This is a genomic window from Enterobacter sp. FW301-JW81 (genome assembly GCF_058788735.1).
Genome location: NZ_JBYTBA010000004.1, coordinates 287,123 through 306,807 on the forward strand (window position 1 = coordinate 287,123; position 19,685 = coordinate 306,807).

Consider the following 19,685-nt stretch of genomic DNA (forward strand, 5'->3'; position numbering starts at 1 on the left):
ACCAGGTCTTACTATGGATACTAAAAAACTACTGAAGCACGTGCCCTGGGCCTTACTCGGGATCCTCGGCGCTTTTTGTCTGGCGGTTGTCGCATTGCGCCGGGGCGAACACGTAAGCGCCCTGTGGATCGTGGTCGCGTCCGTTTCCGTCTATCTTGTGGCTTATCGCTACTACAGCTTGTACATCGCGCAGAAGGTCATGAAGCTCGACCCGACGCGCGCCACGCCGGCGGTCATTAACAATGACGGCCTGAACTACGTGCCAACCAACCGCTACGTGCTGTTTGGTCACCACTTTGCCGCTATCGCCGGTGCAGGCCCGCTGGTCGGCCCGGTGCTGGCCGCGCAGATGGGCTACCTGCCGGGTACCCTGTGGCTGCTCGCCGGCGTGGTGCTGGCGGGTGCGGTGCAGGATTTTATGGTGCTGTTTATCTCTTCTCGCCGTAACGGCGCGTCTCTGGGTGAGATGGTCAAAGAAGAGATGGGCCGCGTGCCGGGGACCATCGCCCTGTTCGGCTGCTTCCTGATCATGATCATCATCCTCGCGGTGCTGGCGCTGATCGTGGTGAAAGCGCTGGCCGAAAGCCCGTGGGGCGTCTTCACCGTTTGCTCTACCGTGCCGATTGCGCTGTTCATGGGGATCTACATGCGATTCCTACGTCCGGGACGCGTGGGTGAAGTGTCGGTGATTGGTATCGTGCTGCTGGTCGCCTCCATCTACTTCGGCGGAGTGATTGCGCACGACCCGTACTGGGGACCGGCGCTGACCTTCAAGGACACCACCATCACCTTCGCGCTGATCGGTTACGCGTTTATCTCCGCGCTGCTGCCGGTCTGGCTGATTCTGGCGCCGCGTGACTACCTGGCGACCTTCCTCAAAATCGGCGTGATCGTCGGTCTGGCAATCGGCATCCTGGTGATCAACCCGGACCTGAAAATGCCGGCAGTGACCCAGTACATCGACGGTACCGGCCCGCTGTGGAAAGGCGCCCTGTTCCCGTTCCTGTTCATCACCATCGCCTGCGGTGCGGTCTCCGGCTTCCACGCCCTGATTGCCTCCGGTACCACGCCTAAGCTGCTGGCGAACGAGAAAGACGCGCGTCTGATCGGCTACGGTGCCATGCTGATGGAGTCCTTCGTGGCGATCATGGCGCTGGTTGCCGCGTCCATCATCGAACCGGGTCTCTACTTCGCGATGAACACGCCTCCAGCAGGCCTGGGCATTACCATGCCAAACCTGCACGAGATGGGCGGCGACAACGCGGCGCTGATTATGGCGCAGCTGAAAGACGCAAGCGCACACGCAGCGGCGACCGTCAGCTCCTGGGGCTTCGTGATTTCGCCTGAGCAGATTATGCAAACCGCGAAAGACATCGGCGAACCGTCCGTGCTGAACCGCGCCGGTGGCGCACCGACGCTGGCCGTCGGTATCGCACACGTGTTCCACAAAGTGCTGCCGTGGGCGGACATGGGCTTCTGGTACCACTTCGGTATTCTGTTCGAAGCGCTGTTCATCCTCACCGCGCTGGACGCGGGTACCCGTGCGGGCCGCTTTATGCTGCAGGACCTGCTCGGTAACTTCGTGCCGTTCCTGAAGAAAACCGACTCTCTGGTCGCCGGTATTCTCGGTACCGCGGGCTGCGTCGGCCTGTGGGGCTACCTGCTGTATCAGGGCGTTGTCGACCCGCTCGGCGGCGTGAAGAGCCTGTGGCCGCTGTTCGGTATCTCTAACCAGATGCTCGCAGCCGTTGCTCTGGTGCTCGGTACCGTGGTCCTCGTGAAGATGAAGCGCACCAAATACATCTGGGTCACCGTGGTACCTGCGCTGTGGCTGCTGCTCTGCACCACCTGGGCGCTTGGCCTGAAGCTGTTCAGCGCCAACCCGCAGCTGGAAGGCTTCTTCTTCATGGCTAACCAGTACAAAGAGAAGATTGCCGCAGGCGGCGCGGATCTGACCGCGCAGCAGATTGCCAACATGAACCATATCGTGGTGAACAACTACACCAACGCGGGTCTGAGCATTCTGTTCCTGGTGGTGGTGTACAGCATCATCTTCTACGGCATCAAAACCTGGCTGAAGGTGCGTAACGCCGAAGGACGTACGGATAAAGAAACCCCGTACGTGCCGGTGCCGGAAGGCGGCGTGAAGACCTCTTCACACCATTAAAAAAATGGCGGGTGGCGCTACGCTGACCCGCCCTACACAGAAACTGTAGGCCCGGTAAGCGTAGCGCCACCGGGCTTTTTCTGTCTGGAACCCACAATGTTTGGTAATTTAGGCGAAGCAAAAAAATACCTCGGTCAGGCGGCAAAAATGCTGATTGGCATTCCGGACTATGACAACTACGTTGAGCATATGAAGACCAACCATCCGGATAAGCCGTACATGACCTACACCGAATTCTTCCGCGAGCGGCAGGAAGCGCGCTACGGCGGAAGTGGAGAAGGCGGCGTCCGCTGCTGCTAAAGGAGAGACCATGACCCCGATTGCCGTTACCCTGCTGACCGGCTTCCTCGGCGCCGGTAAAACCACCCTGCTGCGCCACATCCTGAACGAGCAGCACGGCTTCAAAATCGCCGTCATCGAAAACGAGTTCGGCGAAGTCTCCGTTGACGACCAGCTGATTGGCGATCGCGCCACCCAGATCAAAACCCTCACCAACGGCTGCATCTGCTGTACCCGCTCTAACGAGCTGGAAGACGCCCTGCTGGACCTGCTCGACAGCCGCGATCGCGGTGATATTGACTTCGACCGTCTGGTAATCGAGTGCACCGGCATGGCCGACCCGGGGCCGATTATTCAGACCTTTTTCTCGCACGAGATTCTTTGCCAGCGTTACCTGCTGGACGGCGTTATTGCCCTGGTCGATGCGGTCCACGCCGACGACCAGATGAACCAGTTCACCATCGCCCAGTCTCAGGTGGGCTACGCTGACCGCATCCTGCTGACCAAAACCGACGTGGCGGGCGAAAGCGTTAAGTTGCGCGAGCGCCTGGCGCGCATTAACTCCCGCGCGCCGGTTTACACGGTGACGCACGGCGATATCGACCTGTCTCAGCTGTTCAACACTAACGGCTTTATGCTGGAAGAGAACGTCACCGCAAAACCGCGCTTCCACTTTATGGGCGATAAGCAAAACGACGTGGCGTCGATTGTGGTGGAGCTGGACTACCCGGTGGACATCAGCGAGGTGTCCCGCGTCATGGAGAACCTGCTGCTGTCGTTTGCCGACAGGCTGCTGCGCTACAAAGGGATGCTGTGGATTGACGGCGAACCGAACCGCCTGCTGTTCCAGGGCGTACAGCGTCTGTACAGCGCCGACTGGGACAGGCCGTGGGGCGACGAACCGCCGCACAGCGTGATGGTGTTTATTGGCATCCAGCTGCCGGAAGAGGAGATTCGGGCGGCGTTTGCAGGGCTGAAGAAATAACCGCTATGCATCCCCTCTCCCCAGTAATTTATTAACCTGAAGCGATGAGTTTTGTATCAGGAAAATGAATAAATTACAGCGATGTCCTGGTCCGGCTGTAAATCGCCGAAGCGTTTCCGTAGGGCCGGGGCGAGGCGCAGGGATGCGCCGAGAGGGCGTGGCCTGCAGGGATGCAGGCTCATGCCCGACCCGATAGCCCGAAGGAATAAGCTGAGGGCACCGCGAAGCGGCGATTTACCGCCGGGAGCCCGGGTCGCCAGGGTGGTGGCGATTGAGCCCCCCTGGCACGTTCACCGGTCATGCCGTTACAGAGTAGCAAGGAACATGAAGTGAACGGAATGACCACCAGAGTCGTATGTTCCCCCTCACCCCAGCCCTCTCCCTCAAGGGAGAGGGGGCCGTCTGTGCAGGCATTATTTTGTGGGGATACTTATTTCACCGCCTCCGGCAGCGTCAAAATCCACAGCTCGCTGTCTGACTCCGGCTTCTTCAGGGGCTTCACGCTAAGCGTGGTTTCAACCGGTTTATCATCAAGCGTCAGCTTGCCTTCCGCGTTCACCCGATAATCCTTGAGCTTTTTGCCCTCGACCGGATTTTGCATCGCCACCTTCACGCCAAAGTCGTTATCGTTCGCCACCGCAAGCGTTTTGCTGTCGATCAGCGCCAGCCCTTCGGCCTTTTCCTGCTGCCAGCCAAGGGCGCGCAAATCGACAACCTGCGTTTTAGATGCAAGGGTAATGCCGCGCTGCGCCAGGGTTTTCTCATCATCAAACTCCGCGTATTCGCCCGGCTTGTCGAAGGCGCTCAGGTCGCTCGCCTTGCTGAGATCCACCTTATAAATCAGGTTACGCATCCCGTCGTTTTTATCGCTTCCCTGCTCAATCAGCAGAATGTGCTGGTCATCGAGCGCTACAATGTCGCCGATTTTGGCGTCGCTGTTTTTGTCGTAGGCCGCGCTGTCGATGGGGTAACCGTACATCGCGGTTTTCCCGGTCGCCGGGTCGAAGCTCACCAGACGCGTAAACAGCGCCTGTTTTTTGCTCTTGCCGTCGATATCCAGCGTACTTTGTACGGCGGCGATAATGCGCCCGTCCGGCATACGGGTCAGGCCTTCAAAGCCCCGGTTCGCCTGGCGCCATTTGATGATGTTTGGCAGACCACCCGCGATGGATTTCTCCCCTTCTGCCGCCTGCGGCCCGTGGATCGCCAGGATCTTCCCTTTGCTGTCGACGTTAATCAGGAACGGGCCATACTCGTCGCACAGCCAGTATCCGCCCTTGCCGTCCGGCGTGATGCCTTCCGTGTCCAGCCCGCGGTTGTCCCCCTTCAGCGTCTTTAACGTGTCGCTGAATGCCACTTCATTGGTGGAGCCAATCACGCCGCTTTGCAGCGGCAGACCGTTAATCTCGCCTTTATCGTCATGCAGCGGTCGGGCGTCCGTTGCTTCTGCTTTGCCGTTCTGGACGCGAATGGTCATCAGCAGGGGCGCGAAATCCGGCGTGACAAAAATTTTGGCTTCGTTTTTCCCGCTTTTTGGCGCATCCGCGTTCGGACCGCGATCGGTCACGGTTGCAAAGGTCAGGGCATCGCCCTGCTTGCCCGTAAACAGCAGCCCAGAGCCAATGCCGACAGGGAGTCCATGCGGGAACGCATCGGCAAATGCGCCGCTGTAGCTCACGTGCGAGCCTTCGGGGAAGCTGACGACATAGCGTTCAGCCGTAGGCTGTGCCGCCAGGCCAGAGAAAGAGAGCGCACAACCGATAAGCACAGGAATAATTTTTCTATTCATATTGTTAGCATCCAGTTAGTGAAGCCAACAACGTAAAGAATAAACGTGTCAGAAAAATGACATGAAATAGGCAACCGCATGGGCGACTGAACGTATATTTATCGCCCAAACTGTAAGTCTTTGTTGTTTTGTATGTCACCAGAAACATTTTTGGAAATTATTAGAAAGCCAATTAATTCAAGTCAAATCACTATTCCCGCCTCGTTCAGTTTATGTTTAGTCAAAAAACTAAACCGCTTCTAAACGACGAAAAAATTACCGGTTGACGCCTTTGTAACAAAACACCACCGCAACATTTAAAAATAAAACAATTAACAACCCCAGCATAAAAGCGCGATACCTATCACATTTGCAGTCATAAACATCACTTGTTAAGGTGCGCCCAGATGAATTTAATGACGAGGCATAAAACATGAAAAAACTGAATATCCTTCTTCTTTCTGCCCTGGCTGCCGTATCAGGTTCCGCACTGGCAATGGGCGGCACCGTTGAGCAGGGTAAAAACTTTACTAACCTCAATCTGGAAATGGGTAAATCCTCATCCGGTGTTTATCTCGAAAGTAACTGGCTCAAAAACACCGATGACGGTACCCAGACCGGCGGCATTGGCGCAGGCTACAACCTGGAAGTGGGTCCGGTGATGCTGAATGCGGGCGCGAAGGCAATCTACCTTGGCCCGAAAAAAGGCGATAACGGCGTGGCGTTCCCGATTGGTGGCGGCGTAAACGTTGCGCTGACCGACAGCATCCACGTGTATGGTGAAGGCTATGCTGCGCCAGAAGGCCTGAACAACAGCGTGAAAAACTACGTTGAAGCCAACGGCGGCGTAAGCTGGACGCCAATTACGCCAGTAACCCTGAAAGTGGGTTACCGCCACGTGAGCGTTGATGGTAAAGACGGCCGTCCTGGCCACACGCTGATTGACGGCGCATATGTAGGCGGTGGGGTCACCTTCTGATGAAACACCGCATCACCGCGCTTTGCGTTCTGAGCCTCACGCTGATGCTCACCGGCTGCGTCCAGTACAAATGGGTGAAGCCGGGCGTCAGCGACGCGGAAATGAATAAAAAGCTCACGGAATGCGAAGCGCAGGCGCTGATCGATCTGCCCCCGGATAACGTCGTGACCGGTTCTAGCTCGGAAAAAACGGACAAATCGAAAAAGAAAAAGGACACTTCCACGAGCTACACGGTTGAAGACGCGAATGAATATCGCCGTGGTACGTTAGTCGACAGCTGCATGTTCAAAAGCGGCTGGGACAAGATCGAAGTGCAATAAACCTTTAAAAAACCTGCCGGCTGGCAGGTTTTTTTTTTACCTCTTACTTACGCACCACCACCAGCTTCTGGTTCACAAACTCTTTGATCCCCAGATCCGACAGCTCGCGTCCGTAACCGGAGCGCTTCACGCCGCCGAACGGCAGCTCTGGCGCGGTATCGGTGAGCCAGTTGATGTACACCATCCCGGTCTCGATCCGCGACGCCATTTTCTTCGCGCGTTCGATATCCTGGCTAAACACCGCGCCGCCCAGGCCGTAGTGGGAATCGTTCGCCAGGGCTACCGCCTCGTCGTCGTTTTTCACCACGTACATCTGCGCCACCGGGCCGAAGAACTCCTCGAAGTAAGCCGGATTATCGCGCGAGATATTCGTCAGGATCGTCGGCTCGAAGAAGCTCCCGTCGCGCTGCACCGGCTTGCCGCCATAGTGCAGCGTCGCGCCGTTTTTCACCGCCTCGTTAACCTGTTTGGTCAGCGTTTCCAGCGCATCTTTAGAGGACAGCGGCCCCAGCGTGGTGCTTTCATCCAGCGGGTCGCCAATCTTCACCTGCTTAAACGCCTCGGTGAATTTGCTGAGGAAGGCATCTGCAATCTTTTCATGCAGGATAAAGCGCTTCGCCGCGGTACAGACCTGCCCGGCGTTGTTGAGCCGCGCGTTAACGCCAATTTTCACGGCCTTCTCAAGGTCGGCATCGTCCAGCACCACGAACACATCGTTACCGCCCAGCTCAAGGGTCGATTTCTTGATGTGCTTCGCCGCCTGCGCGGCCACGACGCTGCCGGCTTTTTCGGAACCGGTCAGCGCGGCACCCTGTACGCGATCGTCGGCGATGATGTTCGCCACCTGATCGGACGAGATAAACAGGTTAGTCCACGCCCCTTCCGGCGCCCCCGCTTCGCGCACCAGATGGGCAAAGGCCTCGGCGCAGTGCGGCACGATGCTGGCATGCTTAGCCAGCACGGGGTTACCTGCCGCCAGGTTCGGCGCCAGAACGCGCATCAGCTGGTAATACGGGAAGTTCCACGGCTCAACGGCCATCAGCACGCCGATGGGGTGATGCTCCACCCACGCTTCCCCAAGTTCAGATGGGTACTTCACCGGGGCGAGGAACTGCTTCGCGTTGTCCGCATAGTAGCGGGCGATCTGCGCGCACAGCTTCACCTCGCCGCGGCTCTGTTCGATGAGCTTACCCATCTCCTGGCTGGCGATTTTCGCCAGCTCCTCGGTGCGCTCGTCGATCAGGTCGGCGAGCTTATGCAGCACCGGCAGGCGCTGGCTGATGTCGCCTTTCGCCCATTCTGAATGGTAGAGCGCATCGGCCGCCTTCAGCGCCGCTTCGATATCCGAGTCGGTATGTGAGGGGTATTCTTTGATGAGCTGGTTAGTGGCAGGATTTACTGTCTGATAAGCCATGTCGAATCTCCTTGTTTTACCGCTTAGGGTATTAAGGGTAGTCAACATGACTGAAAATAACAGTAAAGTTTGGTATGTATGCTGACTCGAAGTTCCCGCCTCGCCATTTTCTTCTTGAGATAGATAATGGCATTAATTACTATCAATCGATTAATCCGAAACCTACTAATTACTGACAATAGTTATTTAGACCATCAAGGTAACATAGTGAAACTATTCAAAAATGACGATGCTTTCTTCGATAGAGTATCAAAAATTAGCACAATATTTGCTACTACAGGAACGTTAGCCTTCGGCATTTATGCCTACTTTAATACGATACACCCCGTATTTGAAAAAGAAAAAGAGTTGCAAGGCTTAAGAGCAGAAAAGCTTAGTCTTGAATCAGAGAAGAGTAGATTAAGTACTGACAATCTCTTATTGAAAAATAAATTCATAGCATCGAGCAATCGTTTGAATGAACTCAATGAAAAACTTAACAAAACAAACACCGTTCTGTTAGAGAAGCAAAATTTTCTTGATAAATTAAACAGAGATCTTGTTGTAGCACAAAAGCAAACCATCCTCGGAAAACTAGATATGCTGCGGGAAAAACTCCTTAGCACCGCCATTTATCAAATATCAACAAAAGGAAAAACAAAGTTTGATATTATTTCTTATTCAAGCTCATTACTTCCAGACAAAAAAAAGAAACTTTCACCTACTGATAAAAAAGCTTATGAATATTTTGAAGATTACATTCACAAAAATAGCAACCAAGAAATCGAGGAGATTGACGACATCATAAAGTATGCCGTTATGCTGCCTGTATCATATAAAATTAAAGAAAATATGTTAAATGATAATGACTAATCTTTGTTTAGCTAAGGGCTTTGCACATTCCCCCCGTCTCCCTCTATCCTTAACCCATGGAAAAAATAGCTGAACTCAAACGCGCCAAGCTGCTGGCGCTGTCGCTGCTGCTGGTTGCCGCCGCGGCGTTTATCACCACCCTGTTCCTGCCGCAGACCTTCTGGGTGCGCGGCGTGAAGGCCATTGCCGAGGCGGCGATGGTCGGCGCGCTGGCAGACTGGTTTGCCGTGGTTGCGCTGTTCCGCCGGGTGCCCATTCCGTTTATTTCGCGCCATACGGCGATCATCCCGCGCAATAGGGACCGAATTGGCGACAATCTCGGCCAGTTCGTGCAGGAGAAGTTTCTGGATACCCAGTCGCTGGTAGCGTTGATCCGCCGCTATAAGCCCGCACAGATGATAGGAGCCTGGTTCAGCAAGCCTGAAAACGCCCAGCGCGTCGGGCTGCATCTGATGCAGGTGATGAGCGGTTTTCTCGAACTGACCGACGACGGGCGCATCCAGCGTCTGCTCAAACGCGCGGTGCATAAGGCCATCGACAAGGTCGACTTCACCGAAACCAGCGCCGTGATGCTGGAGAGCATGACCAAAAACAATCGCCACCAGGTGCTGCTGGACGCCATCATCAACCGCCTGATTACCCTGATTCAGCGGGAAAGCACGCGGGACTTTATTGCCGACCAGATTGTCCACTGGCTGAAGACCGAGCACCCGCGCAAAGCGATGGTGCTGCCCACCGAGTGGCTGGGCGATCAAAGCGCGGAGATGGTGTCGAACGCGGTGAACACGCTGCTGGACGACATCAGCCACGACCGCACGCACCAGATCCGCCAGGCGTTCGACCGCGCCACGCTGAAGCTTATCGACAACCTGAAAAACGATCCGGAAATGGCGGCAAAAGCCGACAACATCAAGCACTACCTGAAAAACGACGAGGCGTTTAACCGCTATCTGGGCGAGATGTGGGCCGACCTGCGCCAGTGGCTGAAGGCGGATATGCAGAGTGAAGACTCGCGCGTGAAGCAGCGCATCGCCAACGCCGGGCTGTGGTTTGGCGAAACGCTAACAAACGACGCCAGCCTGCGGGCGTCTCTGAACGAGCATCTGGAACAGGCCGCGCACCGCCTCGCGCCGGATTTCGCGGCGTTTCTGACCCGCCACATCAGCGACACGGTCAAAAGCTGGGACGCCAAAGACATGTCCCGGCAGATTGAGCTGAACATCGGCAAGGACCTGCAGTTTATCCGCGTCAACGGCACGCTGGTGGGCGGGACGATTGGTCTGGTCCTGTTTTTATTTTCACAACTCCCCGCCGTGCTGGGGCATTAATCGGCTTTAGGCGGCGCGATGATGTAGCGCGTCGCCTCGAAGCGATTCAGGATCAAATGCACCAGAAAGACCATCGTCAGCGTTGCCACCAGCGAAAAGGTGACGGAGGTGATGCGATAGAGATCGCTGAACACCAGGTCGCTGTCCGGGTGCATGTTCTGCCCGAACATAATGCCGATGGTGGTAATGCTGGAGAACCCCACGCCGGCACCGACCTTCTCCATCACGTGCAGGCGCGCGCCAAACGCCAGCCCGAGGCCGATCAGCGGCATCATCAGCAGCATATGGCTGCTGTGGTCGTAGAGGATGAGTTGGACGACCAGAATATAGAGACAGCCCAGCACCACGCCGACCACGCGCCAGATGGAGCTCATCACCGCGCCGCGATAGTGCATCGGGAACAGGATTAAAATCCCCGCCATCAGCGCCGAAAGCGAATCGCTTAAATCGCTCATCTGAAAAACGACGAAAATCAGCGTCGCAACGGTGCCGGAGAGCAGCGACTCGTGGCGCACGCGGGCGTCATCTTTATCGATCAGCGGCGGTGGCCTGCGCGGCTCGACGTCCGGCAGAAGATAATTCATCAGCGCGCTCAGGCACACCGCCATCACGCTTGCTTCGATGTTGGAAAACAGCAGCGTGTGCCAGTTGGTGGTGGGGTAGCTCATAAAATTGAGCATCACGCTCTGGCACACCACGCCCATTGAACCGAACAGAAACAGCGGCCCCTTGCTCATAAAGCGAAAGCGCATCACGTACAGGGCAAACACCACCAGCGTCATGATGACCGGCCATTGCGACAGATAGCCGATAATAATCACCATTTCCACGCAGTTGAGCGATGCGCTGAAGATAAACTGCTTCGCCACGTGGCGGTTAAACACCGGGACCAGCGAAAGCAGCATGATCGGGTAGACCACAAAAAAGACGCCGTAGCTAGTGTTGTAAAAGCTGGAGATGCTGAGCGCAATCATCCCGGCAAAGACGATGCGCAGAGTCTGGCGAAAGTCGTTTGCCGTATAGACGATGTTGCCGTGCGGGGTAAATACCCGCGCCAGGGTGCTAATAGACATAGTGAAGCAGGCTCACCAGGTGTATTTGCATCCCGGAGAAGAAGCGCGCTAACGGCCCTTCGCTATTGTAAAGCTGCACGGTCGCGCGGGCGCCGGTCGGCAGATGCTTCGGCAGCGGCTCGTCCAGCGTCACGTGAATGCGCATTCGCTGGGCGTCACGTACCCAGCGGTTAGAGGTTTCTGGCTCGGAAAGCTGGCCGTTAACGGCCTCCTGACCGGCGAGGATCCCCGCGTCGCTGCTGGTCACGTGGGCGCGAAAAACGTGCCCCGGGAAGGCGTCAAACACCACCGCGGCATCGGTGCCCTGGTGGGTATGGCGCAGGCTTTTTTCACGAAAATCGGCCACGATATCGGTCTGGTTGTTCACCAGCGCCAGCGCGGCCGAGCCGGAGGTGGCATAAAAACCGGGGCTTAGCTGCAGGTTGCTGACCGTGCCGTCCGCCTGGGCGTAGACCTTCGTCCAGCCGAGGTTCAGCTCCGCTTCGTCCAGCGCGTTACGGTATTTTTGCAGCGTCACGTTGCGGTGCTCGTCCCGCTCGCCGCGCTGAATGCGCAGGTTCTGGATGTTCGCCTGAATCGAGCTGACGGACTGCTCGCTGCTCTGCCAGGTCGTGCGGACCTTATCCAGATCCGACTGCGAGACGTTCTGTAGCGTGCTCAGCTTCTGGTAGCGATCGAAGGTCACTTTGTCGTTACGCGCGGTCAGCACCGCGGTTTTCAGGCTGGCCTGCGCGGCGGCGATCTGCGCGTCCAGCTGTTCGTTGGAAAGGCGAGCCTGCTCGAGCGCGATTTGCGCCGCTTCCACTTTATTGCGAAACGGCGTGTCATCGAGCTCAAACAGCAGATCGCCCCGCTTCACCTGGCTGTTGTTGTGCACATGCACGGCCGCCACATAGCCGGAAACGCGCGGAGAAACCGGCGTTACCACGCGCATCACGGTGGAGTCCGGCGTCAGCGGGATCCAGATGTCGGCGACGACAAAGTAGACAAACATCAGCAGGAAAGAGGCAATACTCACCCTTACCCAGCGGGCAAACTTTTGTTCAGGAGTCATTATTTTTCGGTCTTGTTATCTTCTTCGCGGATTGTCCGCAAATTGCAGGCGATTTGATTCAGGGTGGCGCTGAAAACGTCGAGATGTTCCGGCGCGATATTTTGCGATACGCGCGTCTGAAGCGTCTCAATGACCTGGGTGAGCCTTTTAAGTACAGCTTTTCCCTCAGGCGTCAGCGTCAGAAGCCGGATGCGCTTGTCATAAGGCGATACGGTGCGCAGCAGGTAACCCTGTTTTTCCAGCTGTGTCAGGGTGCGCATCAGCGGCGGCAGTTCAATGCCCTGCACCTCCGCCAGCTCACTCACCGAGACGTTATCCCCTAGCTGATGCAGCTGCATCATCACCGTCCAGCTCGACTGGGTTAACCCGGTATCGAGAATGGCGTCGTCAATCACGGCGCGCCACTGGCGCACGATCATCGCCATCCGCATGCCCATCGGCCTGCGGCAGAACAGTTCTTCTTCACTCATGGGGAAACCTCTCGTCACACGCAGTCACGATAATAGTTATCAGGGTAAGTATCAAGAAACGAGAAGTTAAAGCGCAGGAATTGCGAAATGATGTCTCCCTCTCCCCGTGGGAGAGGGCCGGGGTGAGGGCACCAGCCCGCAGCAAAGTTTAGCGGCTAAAATGCTTCCTGACGGCACTTTTCCCCGACGCCGTCACCACCACCTCCCTGTACCCCGCCACCCGCTGGATCCAGCCTTTACTTTCCAGATGCATGAGCAGCGCCGCGCCGGCCTCACCGCCAAGATGAAACCTCCGCTCGCTCCAGTCCAGGCAGGCGCAGCAGGCCTTGCGGCGGGGATGAGAACTTAGCGGAATGCCGAGCGTCAGAAACTGCTCGCGGCCATGTAGCGTGAGCGCTGAACCGTCTGCCTCAAGCCAGCCTTCCGCCTGCATGAACTCATAGATCTGCACGGCCACCGCGCCCGCAAGATGGTCGTAGCAGGTCCGGGCTTCACGCAGGGCTTTTGGCGCCGAGGTTTCCGGCGGCGTGATGCGGCTCCAGGAGAGCCCCATCATCTGCTCGACCAGCGCCGCCACGTCGTGCCCGGCAAGGCGATAATAGCGGTGTCTCCCCTGAGACAGGCAGGTAATCAACTTCCCTTCCACCAGCCGGGCGAGATGCCCGCTGGCGGTCGACGGCGCCACCTCTGCCGCAGCGCTCAGTTCGGTCGCCGTCCACGCCCGCCCGTCCATCAGCGCGCAGAGCATCTTCACGCGCGACGGATCGGCCATTGCCGCCGCCACCGCGGCAACGGCCTGCTCCAGCGCCGCGCTGTTATCAGGGGGTAAGCTCGTCTTTAACATTCGTCGCCCAGGGTTCGGTGATCTCTGCGGCCAGCTTATCATCATCCGTCAGCAGAATAAGGTGATTCGCATGGTCGCTGTACTGGGTCAGGATTGACACGCCCTTTGCGGCCAGCGCCGCCGCAATTTCACCCAGCTCGCCGGGACGCTCCTGCTTGAGTTTTCTGATAACCGGCTTGCGTACGTCCTGCACGTTGAACCCGCCATCGGTCAGCACGCGACGAGCCTTTTCCCCCTCTTCCACCAGGAAGTGGGCATGCGTGCCAAATACGCCACCGCCTTCCAGCCCTACACCGTTGCGGCCCAGCAGCTGTCCAAAGCGCGCCAGTTCACCGGGGATATCGCTAAAAATCACATGAACGTCATACATCGCTATGCCCTCCGGTTTCGGAACTGTACTCCCGCACCACCTGCGCCACGCGAATGCGGTAGTACGCGAAAATCGACTCCCGCCCTTCGGCCTGCGCCGCCTGGTGAAACGCGTTCTGCTTCCAGCGACGTATAGCCTCTTCGTCACGCCACCAGGAGAGCGAGAGAATTTTGCCGTCGGTGGTCAGGCTCTGAAAACGTTCGATATCAATAAAGCCGTCGATATCCGCCAGCAAAGGCTTGAGTTCGGCGGCAAGCTGCAGGTAGCGCGCCTGATGATGAGGCTCCGCTTTGGCTTCAAAAAGGACTGCAATCATGGGTGTCTCTCCGTTGTAAGGGTGAGGAGAGAATGCAGGAGGAAAAAACACAATGCTTCGGTAAGGAGCGAAGTGTTAAGACAGATGGCGCTGTGCTCAACTTCTCGTTGAATTCCGGTGATGACGCACCTATGATTAATGTACGGATAAATGCCGTACATTATTTTTGCCTGTTAACGAGGCGTAAAGCCCGGATAAAGATTGAGAATGAAACCATGTCAGCACTGAAGAAGCAGCGCATCGATCTCCGGTTAACCGAAGATGACAAAAACATGATCGAAGAAGCGGCGGCAATGACAAACCAGTCGATTTCACAATTCATGGTCAGCACAGCCTCTGAACGCGCAGCAGAGGTAATTGACCAGCACCGCCGCCTGGTCCTTAGCGAAGCATCCTGGAATACGGTGATGGATGCCATCAGCAATCCGCCTGCGCCAAATGACCGCCTGAAGCAAGCGGCTAAGCGTCTCCGGGATATGGAGTAAAACGTGAACGACGTGAAGATAGGGATTTTTTCAGAAGACGTTGAGTATGACCTAAGCCAGTTCGATTGCGGAGAAGAGAGCCTTAATACCTTTCTGACGGAGCACCTGAAACGCCAGCATCGTGGAAAGTTTTTGCGGGGTTATGTCCTCACCACACAAGAGCCAAAACCGCGTATTCTGGGCTATTACACACTCTCCGGAAGCTGTTTTGAAAAGGCTTACCTGCCCTCAAAAACTCAGCAAAAACGTATTCCTTATAAAAATGTGCCGAGTGTCACCCTTGGCCGCCTGGCGATTGATAAACATCTTCAGGGGCAAGGATACGGAGAATTACTCGTTATTCATGCCATGAAGACCGTTTATTTGGCCTCCTTTGCCGTCGGCATCCACGGTCTGTTTGTTGAAGCACTCAACCATAAAGCCAAAGATTTTTACCTCAAAATGGGGTTCATACCGCTCCAGGCCGAGAATGAATTCACGCTGTTCTTACCGACGAAAACCTTTGAGAGCGTGTTTGAAGAGTGATACTGCACGTAACGCCCCGGCTAGCGGGGCGTGCTTTACCTTCAGCAGACTTAACCCAGAACCGACCTCGGCTCCATAAACGCCCGAATTCCCCACTCACCCATCTCGCGCCCCACGCCGGAGTGTTTGAAGCCACCGAACGGCGCTTTCGGTTCATGGGCAAGCGTGTTCACCAGCACGCGACCGGAAACAATCTGCTGCGCCACGCATCGCGCGCGGCCCGCATCACGGCCAAGCACCATCGCGCTCAGTCCGTATTCTGTGTCATTGGCAATGGCGATCGCCTCCGCCTCATCCTGATACGGGATGACGCACAGCACCGGGCCAAAAATTTCGTCGCGGGCAATGGTCATCCGGTTGTTAACGTCGGCAAACAGCGTCGGACGCACGAACCAGCCGTCCCGCGTCCCGTCCGGTCGCCCTTCGCCGCCCGCCAGCAGGCGCGCCCCCTCTTCGATCCCTTTGCGAATATACCCCTGCACCCGCTGCCACTGCTTCTCGCTGACCATCGGGCCAACCTCTGTCGCGCTATCGCGCGGGTCGCCGGATTTCACCGCCGCCACGGCCTGCGCCAGCGCGGCTTCAATTTCTTCCTGGCGCGACCGGGGCACAAGAATACGCGTCCCGGCCACGCACGCCTGCCCGCTGTTCATAAACCCGGACTGGATCGCCAGCGGGATCGCCTGCGCCAGATCCACATCATCCAGCAGGATCGTCGGCGATTTGCCGCCTAACTCCAGCGTCACGCGCTTAAAGCTTTCCGCCGCGTTACGCAGGATCGACTTGCCGGTATTCGTCGAACCGGTAAACGAAATTTTCGCGACGTCCGGGTGACGGCTGATTGTTTCGCCCACCGTCTCGCCGCGCCCGGTGACGATATTAAACACGCCCGGCGGCAGCGCGGCATCGCGCAGCGCTTCGGTGATAATCCGGGTTTGCAGAGCGCTCATTTCGCTCGGCTTGATCACCGCCGTGCAGCCCGCCGCAAGCGCGACCGCCAGCTTGCCGCAGATAAACCCTGCATCGCTGTTCCACGGCGTGATCAGCCCGGCCACGCCAAGCGGCGTCATCTGCACCGTGGCTGCCCCTGCGGGGGTGACAAACTCAAACGCCTCCAGCGCCTCGATGGCCTGGGCAATCACCTCCGCCGGGTAGCTGGCCATCCACGCCGAGCGCGAGGCCGGCGCGCCGTACTCTTCGATTACCGCTTCCAGCAGATCGTCGTGTCGGGCGACCACGGCGGCATGCATGCGCTTCAGCGCGGCGATGCGTTCCTGCTTTGTGGTCTGCGACCACGCCGGAAACGCCGCTTTTGCCGCCGCGATGGCGCGCTCTGCGTCGACCTCATCCGCCAGACGAACCTTACCGATGACCCGCGCCGTCGCCGGGTTGTACAAATCAAACCACTCGGTGCCGTGCGGGGTAACAAATTCGCCGTTAATAAAGATCTGTTCGATGGTGTGCATATAAACCTCCTCAGGCTGTGTGAGCACAGTCTGGCACGGCTTCTCCGTTGCGATAATCCACGCTATGCTGCAAGGGTTGTTTCGATTTTCAGGATAATCTATGCATCGTTCAGGTCTGACAGAGCTGGAAGTGGTGATGGCGGTGGTGCGGCGCGGCAGCTTTCGCGGCGCGGCGCAGGAGCTTGGGATGTCCGCCACGGCGGTCAGCAATGCCATCGCCGGGCTGGAGAGCCGCCTTGAGACGCGCCTTTTCAACCGCACCACCCGCAGCGTGGCGCTCACCGACGCCGGGCAGCGCTACGTGGCGCGTATCGGCCCGGCTCTTCAGGAGATCCGTCTCGCCGGGGAGGAGATCCACAGCGACACCGGGGAACCCGCCGGCACGCTGCGCCTCAACGTGCCGAACCATATCGGCGCGCTGTTTCTGGACCAGCTGCTGATCGACTTCATGATCCGCTACCCGAAAATGCGCGTGGAAACGGTGAGTGAAGCGAGGATGATCGACATCGTCGCCGAAGGCTATGACGCGGGGATCCGCCTTGAAGAGTCCGTTCCGCAGGACATGATCGCCGTGCCGCTGACCGGCGAGATCCGCCAGCTTGTTACCGCCACACCGGACTATTTCGCCCGTCACGGTATACCCGAAACGCCGGACGATCTGCTTTCACATCAGGGGATCGGCATGCGCATGGCCCACGGCGGGATCTACCGCTGGGAACTGGCGCGTCGGGGTGAAACGTACGCGCTTGCCGTGCCGCCGCGCTTTGCGACGTCCGATCTTTTTGCCTCGATCCGCGCCGTGAAAGCGGGATTAGGGGTGGGATTTTTGCCGGAACTCTATATTCGTGAAGAGCTTGAGAAGGGAGAGCTGGTGAGCGTCTTAGACGAGTGGGCGCAGCCCTTTGCCGGGCTGCGCCTGTACTACCCCGGCCATCGCCACGTCCCGCCGGGGCTACGGGCGCTGGTGGCGACGATCCGCGAGCGCGGGATTATTCCAGGTTAGCCTTATTCAGCCCGTAAGCCGCATCCAGCGAGCCGGGTGCCATGCGGGAGGTGATTCCCAGACGGTTCCAGGCGTTGATCGCCACGATGGCGAAGTTCAGCTCTGAAATCTCAACGTCCGAGAAGTGCTCCGCCACGCTGCGGTACAGCGCGTCGCTCACGCCGTGAACGCCGATCTGGGTCAGCGCTTCGGTGAAGGCCAGCGCGGCTTTTTCGCGGGCGCTGAACAGCGGGGACTCGCGCCAGGCCGCCAGATGGTACAGACGCAGCTCGCGCTCACCGGCGATTTTGGCCTCTTTCGAGTGCATATCCAGGCAGAAGGTGCAGCCGTTCAGCTGCGATACGCGAATGTCGATCAGGTGCTTCAGCGCCGGGTCGATGGAGGTTTTTGCCACCTCCATGCTCAGGGCGGACAGGGCGTTGGCGAGGGCAGGTGTGGCTTTGTGGTGGTTGACGCGAGTGCTCATGGTCTTTCCTCTAATTTACACTGTATGTGTCATGCGATGAGGCAAATCTACGCCGTTCATGACATAGTAAAAAGATACAAAAAGCGTGAAACGAGGTAGGACATGAAGCCGGGCTATCACGAGATTTATTCCCGCTATCGCGACAACATCACGCGCGGCGTGCTTAAGCCGGGCGATAAGGTCCCTGCCATCCGCGTGCTGGCCGAAGAGTTGAAGGTGGCGCGTAAAACCGTCGAAACGGCGTATGCCATCCTGACGGGCGAAGGGTATCTGGTAAGCCAGGGCGCGCGCGGCACGCGCGTGAACCCGGATTTACTGTTACCGGACAAGGCTGCCCCTGCGGAACAGCCCACCGGCACGCTTCCGGCATCGCTCATCAGCCAGCGCGAACGAGCTGGGTTTCTGCGCCCCGGAATCCCTGCCCTCGACAGTTTTCCGTATAAAAAATGGCTGCTGCTGGCAGGCCAGGCGACGCGTTCCATGCGCCAGGAGGAGATGCTCAACCCGCCGGTGCTGGGCTGGTATCCGCTGCGCCAGGCCATCGCCAGCTATCTGAACATCTCGCGCGGGCTCTCCTGCACCGCCGAGCAGGTGCTGATCACCAGCGGCTACAGCGGCAGCCTGCGGCTGATCCTCGACACGCTTGCCAGCCGCAGCGACAAGGTGGTGTTTGAAGATCCGGGCTATTTTATGGGCCAGCAGCTGCTCAAGCGGATCGTGCCTCGCCTGCACACCGTGCCGGTCGATCGCAGCGGTATCGACACGGAATACCTGCTCCGTCACCATCGCGACGCCCGTTTTGCCATCGTCACCCCGTCGCACCAGAGCCCGCTGGCGGTCACGCTCTCCCTGCCGCGCAAGCAGCAGTTGCTCGACTGGGCAAGCCAGAACGCGGCGTGGATTATCGAAGACGATTACGACGGGGAGTTTCACTACACCCGCAAGGTGCTGCCGTCGCTAAAAAGCCTCGACCTGCACGACCGGGTGATTTTTATGGGCACCTTCAGTAAAACCATTATGCCGTCGCTGCGCATGGGCTACGTGGTGATGCCCGCCAGCACCGTCGGGGCCTTTACCGACTGCGCGGATATAACCACCAGCGGCCAGCCGGTGCTGACGCAAAAGATCCTCACCGCGTTTCTCAACGAAGGGCATTTCTTTCGTCACCTGAAGAAGATGCGCGCCCTGTATCAGACCCGCCGCGACTGGATGATTGCCGCCCTGCAGGAGGTGTATGGCGATCTGTTTTTCACCGAGCAAAACGACGGCGGGATGCATATCGTGGCGTTTCTCACCAGAGGAAGCGGCGACCGGGACGTGGCGCGCTGCTGGCAGGAACAGCAGCTGCAGGTCAATGCGCTTTCGGAGTGGTATCGCGGGTCCGGGAAGCGCTACGGGCTGGTGATGGGCTATAACAACGTGCGGTCGTATGAAGAGGCAGTGGAATTGCTGGAAAGGCCGAAACGGCAGACGTTTGAGCTGTTGAGCTGAACATCGCCGGGTGGCGGCTACGCCTTACCC

Annotated in this window: 21 protein-coding genes; 11 read left to right on the top strand and 10 right to left on the bottom strand. The window is 57.7% G+C overall.

The window, feature by feature from the left end; translation table 11 throughout:
- Positions 1-13 precede the first annotated feature (13 nt).
- The 3 genes from AC3WOK_RS14790 (at position 14) to yjiA (ending at position 3,431) form a co-directional block, all read left to right on the top strand.
- Positions 14-2,167, top strand: coding sequence for a carbon starvation CstA family protein (locus AC3WOK_RS14790; RefSeq protein WP_059312666.1), 2,154 nt, complete (start codon positions 14-16; stop codon positions 2,165-2,167).
- A gap of 96 nt (positions 2,168-2,263) precedes the next feature.
- Positions 2,264-2,467 carry a YbdD/YjiX family protein gene (locus tag AC3WOK_RS14795; RefSeq protein WP_003856610.1) on the top strand — a complete coding sequence of 68 codons (204 nt, stop codon included), beginning with the start codon at positions 2,264-2,266 and terminating at the stop codon, positions 2,465-2,467.
- A gap of 10 nt (positions 2,468-2,477) precedes the next feature.
- Positions 2,478-3,431, top strand: a complete 954-nt coding sequence (gene yjiA, locus AC3WOK_RS14800) for a GTPase (RefSeq protein WP_492354730.1) — start codon at positions 2,478-2,480, stop codon at positions 3,429-3,431.
- Positions 3,432-3,861: 430 nt separating this feature from the next.
- Here the strand turns inward: yjiA and AC3WOK_RS14805 are convergent, their stop codons facing one another.
- Positions 3,862-5,220: an esterase-like activity of phytase family protein gene (locus tag AC3WOK_RS14805; RefSeq protein ID WP_492354731.1), complete on the bottom strand. Its 1,359-nt coding sequence runs from the start codon at positions 5,218-5,220 to the stop codon at positions 3,862-3,864.
- Positions 5,221-5,632: 412 nt separating this feature from the next.
- Here AC3WOK_RS14805 and AC3WOK_RS14810 point away from each other — a divergent pair, with 412 nt between their 5' ends.
- Positions 5,633-6,178: a YfaZ family outer membrane protein gene (locus AC3WOK_RS14810; protein WP_492354732.1), complete on the top strand. Its 546-nt coding sequence runs from the start codon at positions 5,633-5,635 to the stop codon at positions 6,176-6,178.
- On the top strand, positions 6,178-6,498 hold the full coding sequence (locus AC3WOK_RS14815) for a hypothetical protein (protein WP_047346237.1): 321 nt from the start codon (positions 6,178-6,180) through the stop codon (positions 6,496-6,498). The genes AC3WOK_RS14810 and AC3WOK_RS14815 overlap by 1 nt, the downstream gene beginning before the upstream one ends.
- Positions 6,499-6,541: 43 nt before the next feature.
- On the opposite strand, the gene AC3WOK_RS14820 is transcribed toward AC3WOK_RS14815, so the two are convergent.
- Complete coding sequence (locus AC3WOK_RS14820; protein WP_492354733.1) at positions 6,542-7,912, bottom strand: NAD-dependent succinate-semialdehyde dehydrogenase; 1,371 nt, start codon at positions 7,910-7,912, stop codon at positions 6,542-6,544.
- Between the two features lie 207 nt (positions 7,913-8,119).
- Between AC3WOK_RS14820 and AC3WOK_RS14825 the strand changes: the two genes are divergently transcribed.
- Together AC3WOK_RS14825 and AC3WOK_RS14830 are read left to right on the top strand one after the other, a co-directional pair.
- Positions 8,120-8,764 carry a hypothetical protein gene (locus AC3WOK_RS14825; RefSeq protein WP_420985784.1) on the top strand — a complete coding sequence of 215 codons (645 nt, stop codon included), beginning with the start codon at positions 8,120-8,122 and terminating at the stop codon, positions 8,762-8,764.
- A gap of 56 nt (positions 8,765-8,820) precedes the next feature.
- The gene (locus AC3WOK_RS14830) at positions 8,821-10,092 is read left to right on the top strand and encodes a DUF445 domain-containing protein (RefSeq protein ID WP_492354734.1); all 1,272 of its coding nucleotides are present in this window, start codon (positions 8,821-8,823) and stop codon (positions 10,090-10,092) included.
- On the opposite strand, the gene AC3WOK_RS14835 is transcribed toward AC3WOK_RS14830, so the two are convergent.
- The 6 genes from AC3WOK_RS14835 to AC3WOK_RS14860 all read right to left on the bottom strand — a co-directional run bounded on the left by AC3WOK_RS14835 (position 10,089) and on the right by AC3WOK_RS14860 (position 14,219).
- Complete coding sequence (locus AC3WOK_RS14835) at positions 10,089-11,165, bottom strand: DUF2955 domain-containing protein (protein WP_059312674.1); 1,077 nt, start codon at positions 11,163-11,165, stop codon at positions 10,089-10,091. The genes AC3WOK_RS14830 and AC3WOK_RS14835 overlap by 4 nt on opposite strands.
- The gene (locus AC3WOK_RS14840) at positions 11,155-12,222 is read right to left on the bottom strand and encodes an HlyD family secretion protein (protein ID WP_492354791.1); all 1,068 of its coding nucleotides are present in this window, start codon (positions 12,220-12,222) and stop codon (positions 11,155-11,157) included. The genes AC3WOK_RS14835 and AC3WOK_RS14840 overlap by 11 nt, the downstream gene beginning before the upstream one ends.
- Positions 12,219-12,689, bottom strand: coding sequence for a MarR family winged helix-turn-helix transcriptional regulator (locus AC3WOK_RS14845; protein ID WP_059312675.1), 471 nt, complete (start codon positions 12,687-12,689; stop codon positions 12,219-12,221). Before AC3WOK_RS14845 ends, AC3WOK_RS14840 begins: the two co-directional genes overlap by 4 nt.
- A gap of 148 nt (positions 12,690-12,837) precedes the next feature.
- Positions 12,838-13,533 carry an ArsR/SmtB family transcription factor gene (locus AC3WOK_RS14850; protein WP_492354735.1) on the bottom strand — a complete coding sequence of 232 codons (696 nt, stop codon included), beginning with the start codon at positions 13,531-13,533 and terminating at the stop codon, positions 12,838-12,840.
- The gene (locus AC3WOK_RS14855) at positions 13,508-13,903 is read right to left on the bottom strand and encodes an amino acid-binding protein (RefSeq protein WP_492354736.1); all 396 of its coding nucleotides are present in this window, start codon (positions 13,901-13,903) and stop codon (positions 13,508-13,510) included. Before AC3WOK_RS14855 ends, AC3WOK_RS14850 begins: the two co-directional genes overlap by 26 nt.
- Positions 13,896-14,219 (bottom strand): antibiotic biosynthesis monooxygenase family protein, encoded by a 324-nt coding sequence (locus AC3WOK_RS14860; protein WP_447855048.1) that lies wholly within the window; start codon positions 14,217-14,219, stop codon positions 13,896-13,898. The genes AC3WOK_RS14855 and AC3WOK_RS14860 overlap by 8 nt, the downstream gene beginning before the upstream one ends.
- 215 nt (positions 14,220-14,434) lie before the next feature.
- On the opposite strand from AC3WOK_RS14860, the gene AC3WOK_RS14865 reads away from it, so the two are divergent.
- A complete protein-coding gene (locus AC3WOK_RS14865; RefSeq protein ID WP_059312717.1) occupies positions 14,435-14,704 on the top strand; it encodes a type II toxin-antitoxin system TacA family antitoxin in 270 nt (89 codons plus the stop codon).
- 3 nt (positions 14,705-14,707) lie between these two features.
- Positions 14,708-15,229 carry a GNAT family N-acetyltransferase gene (locus tag AC3WOK_RS14870; RefSeq protein WP_059312679.1) on the top strand — a complete coding sequence of 174 codons (522 nt, stop codon included), beginning with the start codon at positions 14,708-14,710 and terminating at the stop codon, positions 15,227-15,229.
- A 50-nt stretch (positions 15,230-15,279) separates the two neighbouring features.
- Here the strand turns inward: AC3WOK_RS14870 and AC3WOK_RS14875 are convergent, their stop codons facing one another.
- On the bottom strand, positions 15,280-16,695 hold the full coding sequence (locus AC3WOK_RS14875; protein ID WP_492354737.1) for an aldehyde dehydrogenase family protein: 1,416 nt from the start codon (positions 16,693-16,695) through the stop codon (positions 15,280-15,282).
- Positions 16,696-16,795: 100 nt separating this feature from the next.
- Here AC3WOK_RS14875 and AC3WOK_RS14880 point away from each other — a divergent pair, with 100 nt between their 5' ends.
- Positions 16,796-17,698, top strand: coding sequence for a LysR family transcriptional regulator (locus AC3WOK_RS14880; protein ID WP_492354738.1), 903 nt, complete (start codon positions 16,796-16,798; stop codon positions 17,696-17,698).
- Here AC3WOK_RS14880 and AC3WOK_RS14885 read toward each other — a convergent pair.
- Positions 17,685-18,164 (bottom strand): carboxymuconolactone decarboxylase family protein, encoded by a 480-nt coding sequence (locus AC3WOK_RS14885; protein WP_008501331.1) that lies wholly within the window; start codon positions 18,162-18,164, stop codon positions 17,685-17,687. The genes AC3WOK_RS14880 and AC3WOK_RS14885 overlap by 14 nt on opposite strands.
- A 102-nt stretch (positions 18,165-18,266) precedes the next feature.
- Between AC3WOK_RS14885 and pdxR the strand changes: the two genes are divergently transcribed.
- Complete coding sequence (pdxR, locus tag AC3WOK_RS14890) at positions 18,267-19,655, top strand: MocR-like pyridoxine biosynthesis transcription factor PdxR (protein WP_492354739.1); 1,389 nt, start codon at positions 18,267-18,269, stop codon at positions 19,653-19,655.
- Positions 19,656-19,685: the final 30 nt, after the last annotated feature.

Bases quoted from the DNA above. Each gene is read 5' to 3' on its own strand.
- AC3WOK_RS14795 (WP_003856610.1), top strand. From the start codon at position 2,264: ATGTTTGGTAATTTAGGCGAAGCAAAAAAATACCTCGGTCAGGCGGCA.
- AC3WOK_RS14845 (WP_059312675.1), bottom strand. From the start codon at position 12,689: ATGAGTGAAGAAGAACTGTTCTGCCGCAGGCCGATGGGCATGCGGATG.
- AC3WOK_RS14880 (WP_492354738.1), top strand. From the start codon at position 16,796: ATGCATCGTTCAGGTCTGACAGAGCTGGAAGTGGTGATGGCGGTGGTG.
- AC3WOK_RS14835 (WP_059312674.1), bottom strand. From the start codon at position 11,165: ATGTCTATTAGCACCCTGGCGCGGGTATTTACCCCGCACGGCAACATC.
- AC3WOK_RS14865 (WP_059312717.1), top strand. From the start codon at position 14,435: ATGTCAGCACTGAAGAAGCAGCGCATCGATCTCCGGTTAACCGAAGAT.
- AC3WOK_RS14850 (WP_492354735.1), bottom strand. From the start codon at position 13,533: ATGTTAAAGACGAGCTTACCCCCTGATAACAGCGCGGCGCTGGAGCAG.
- AC3WOK_RS14885 (WP_008501331.1), bottom strand. From the start codon at position 18,164: ATGAGCACTCGCGTCAACCACCACAAAGCCACACCTGCCCTCGCCAAC.
- AC3WOK_RS14820 (WP_492354733.1), bottom strand. From the start codon at position 7,912: ATGGCTTATCAGACAGTAAATCCTGCCACTAACCAGCTCATCAAAGAA.
- AC3WOK_RS14790 (WP_059312666.1), top strand. From the start codon at position 14: ATGGATACTAAAAAACTACTGAAGCACGTGCCCTGGGCCTTACTCGGG.
- AC3WOK_RS14855 (WP_492354736.1), bottom strand. From the start codon at position 13,903: ATGTATGACGTTCATGTGATTTTTAGCGATATCCCCGGTGAACTGGCG.
- pdxR (WP_492354739.1), top strand. From the start codon at position 18,267: ATGAAGCCGGGCTATCACGAGATTTATTCCCGCTATCGCGACAACATC.
- AC3WOK_RS14815 (WP_047346237.1), top strand. From the start codon at position 6,178: ATGAAACACCGCATCACCGCGCTTTGCGTTCTGAGCCTCACGCTGATG.
- yjiA (WP_492354730.1), top strand. From the start codon at position 2,478: ATGACCCCGATTGCCGTTACCCTGCTGACCGGCTTCCTCGGCGCCGGT.
- AC3WOK_RS14830 (WP_492354734.1), top strand. From the start codon at position 8,821: ATGGAAAAAATAGCTGAACTCAAACGCGCCAAGCTGCTGGCGCTGTCG.
- AC3WOK_RS14875 (WP_492354737.1), bottom strand. From the start codon at position 16,695: ATGCACACCATCGAACAGATCTTTATTAACGGCGAATTTGTTACCCCG.
- AC3WOK_RS14810 (WP_492354732.1), top strand. From the start codon at position 5,633: ATGAAAAAACTGAATATCCTTCTTCTTTCTGCCCTGGCTGCCGTATCA.
- AC3WOK_RS14805 (WP_492354731.1), bottom strand. From the start codon at position 5,220: ATGAATAGAAAAATTATTCCTGTGCTTATCGGTTGTGCGCTCTCTTTC.
- AC3WOK_RS14860 (WP_447855048.1), bottom strand. From the start codon at position 14,219: ATGATTGCAGTCCTTTTTGAAGCCAAAGCGGAGCCTCATCATCAGGCG.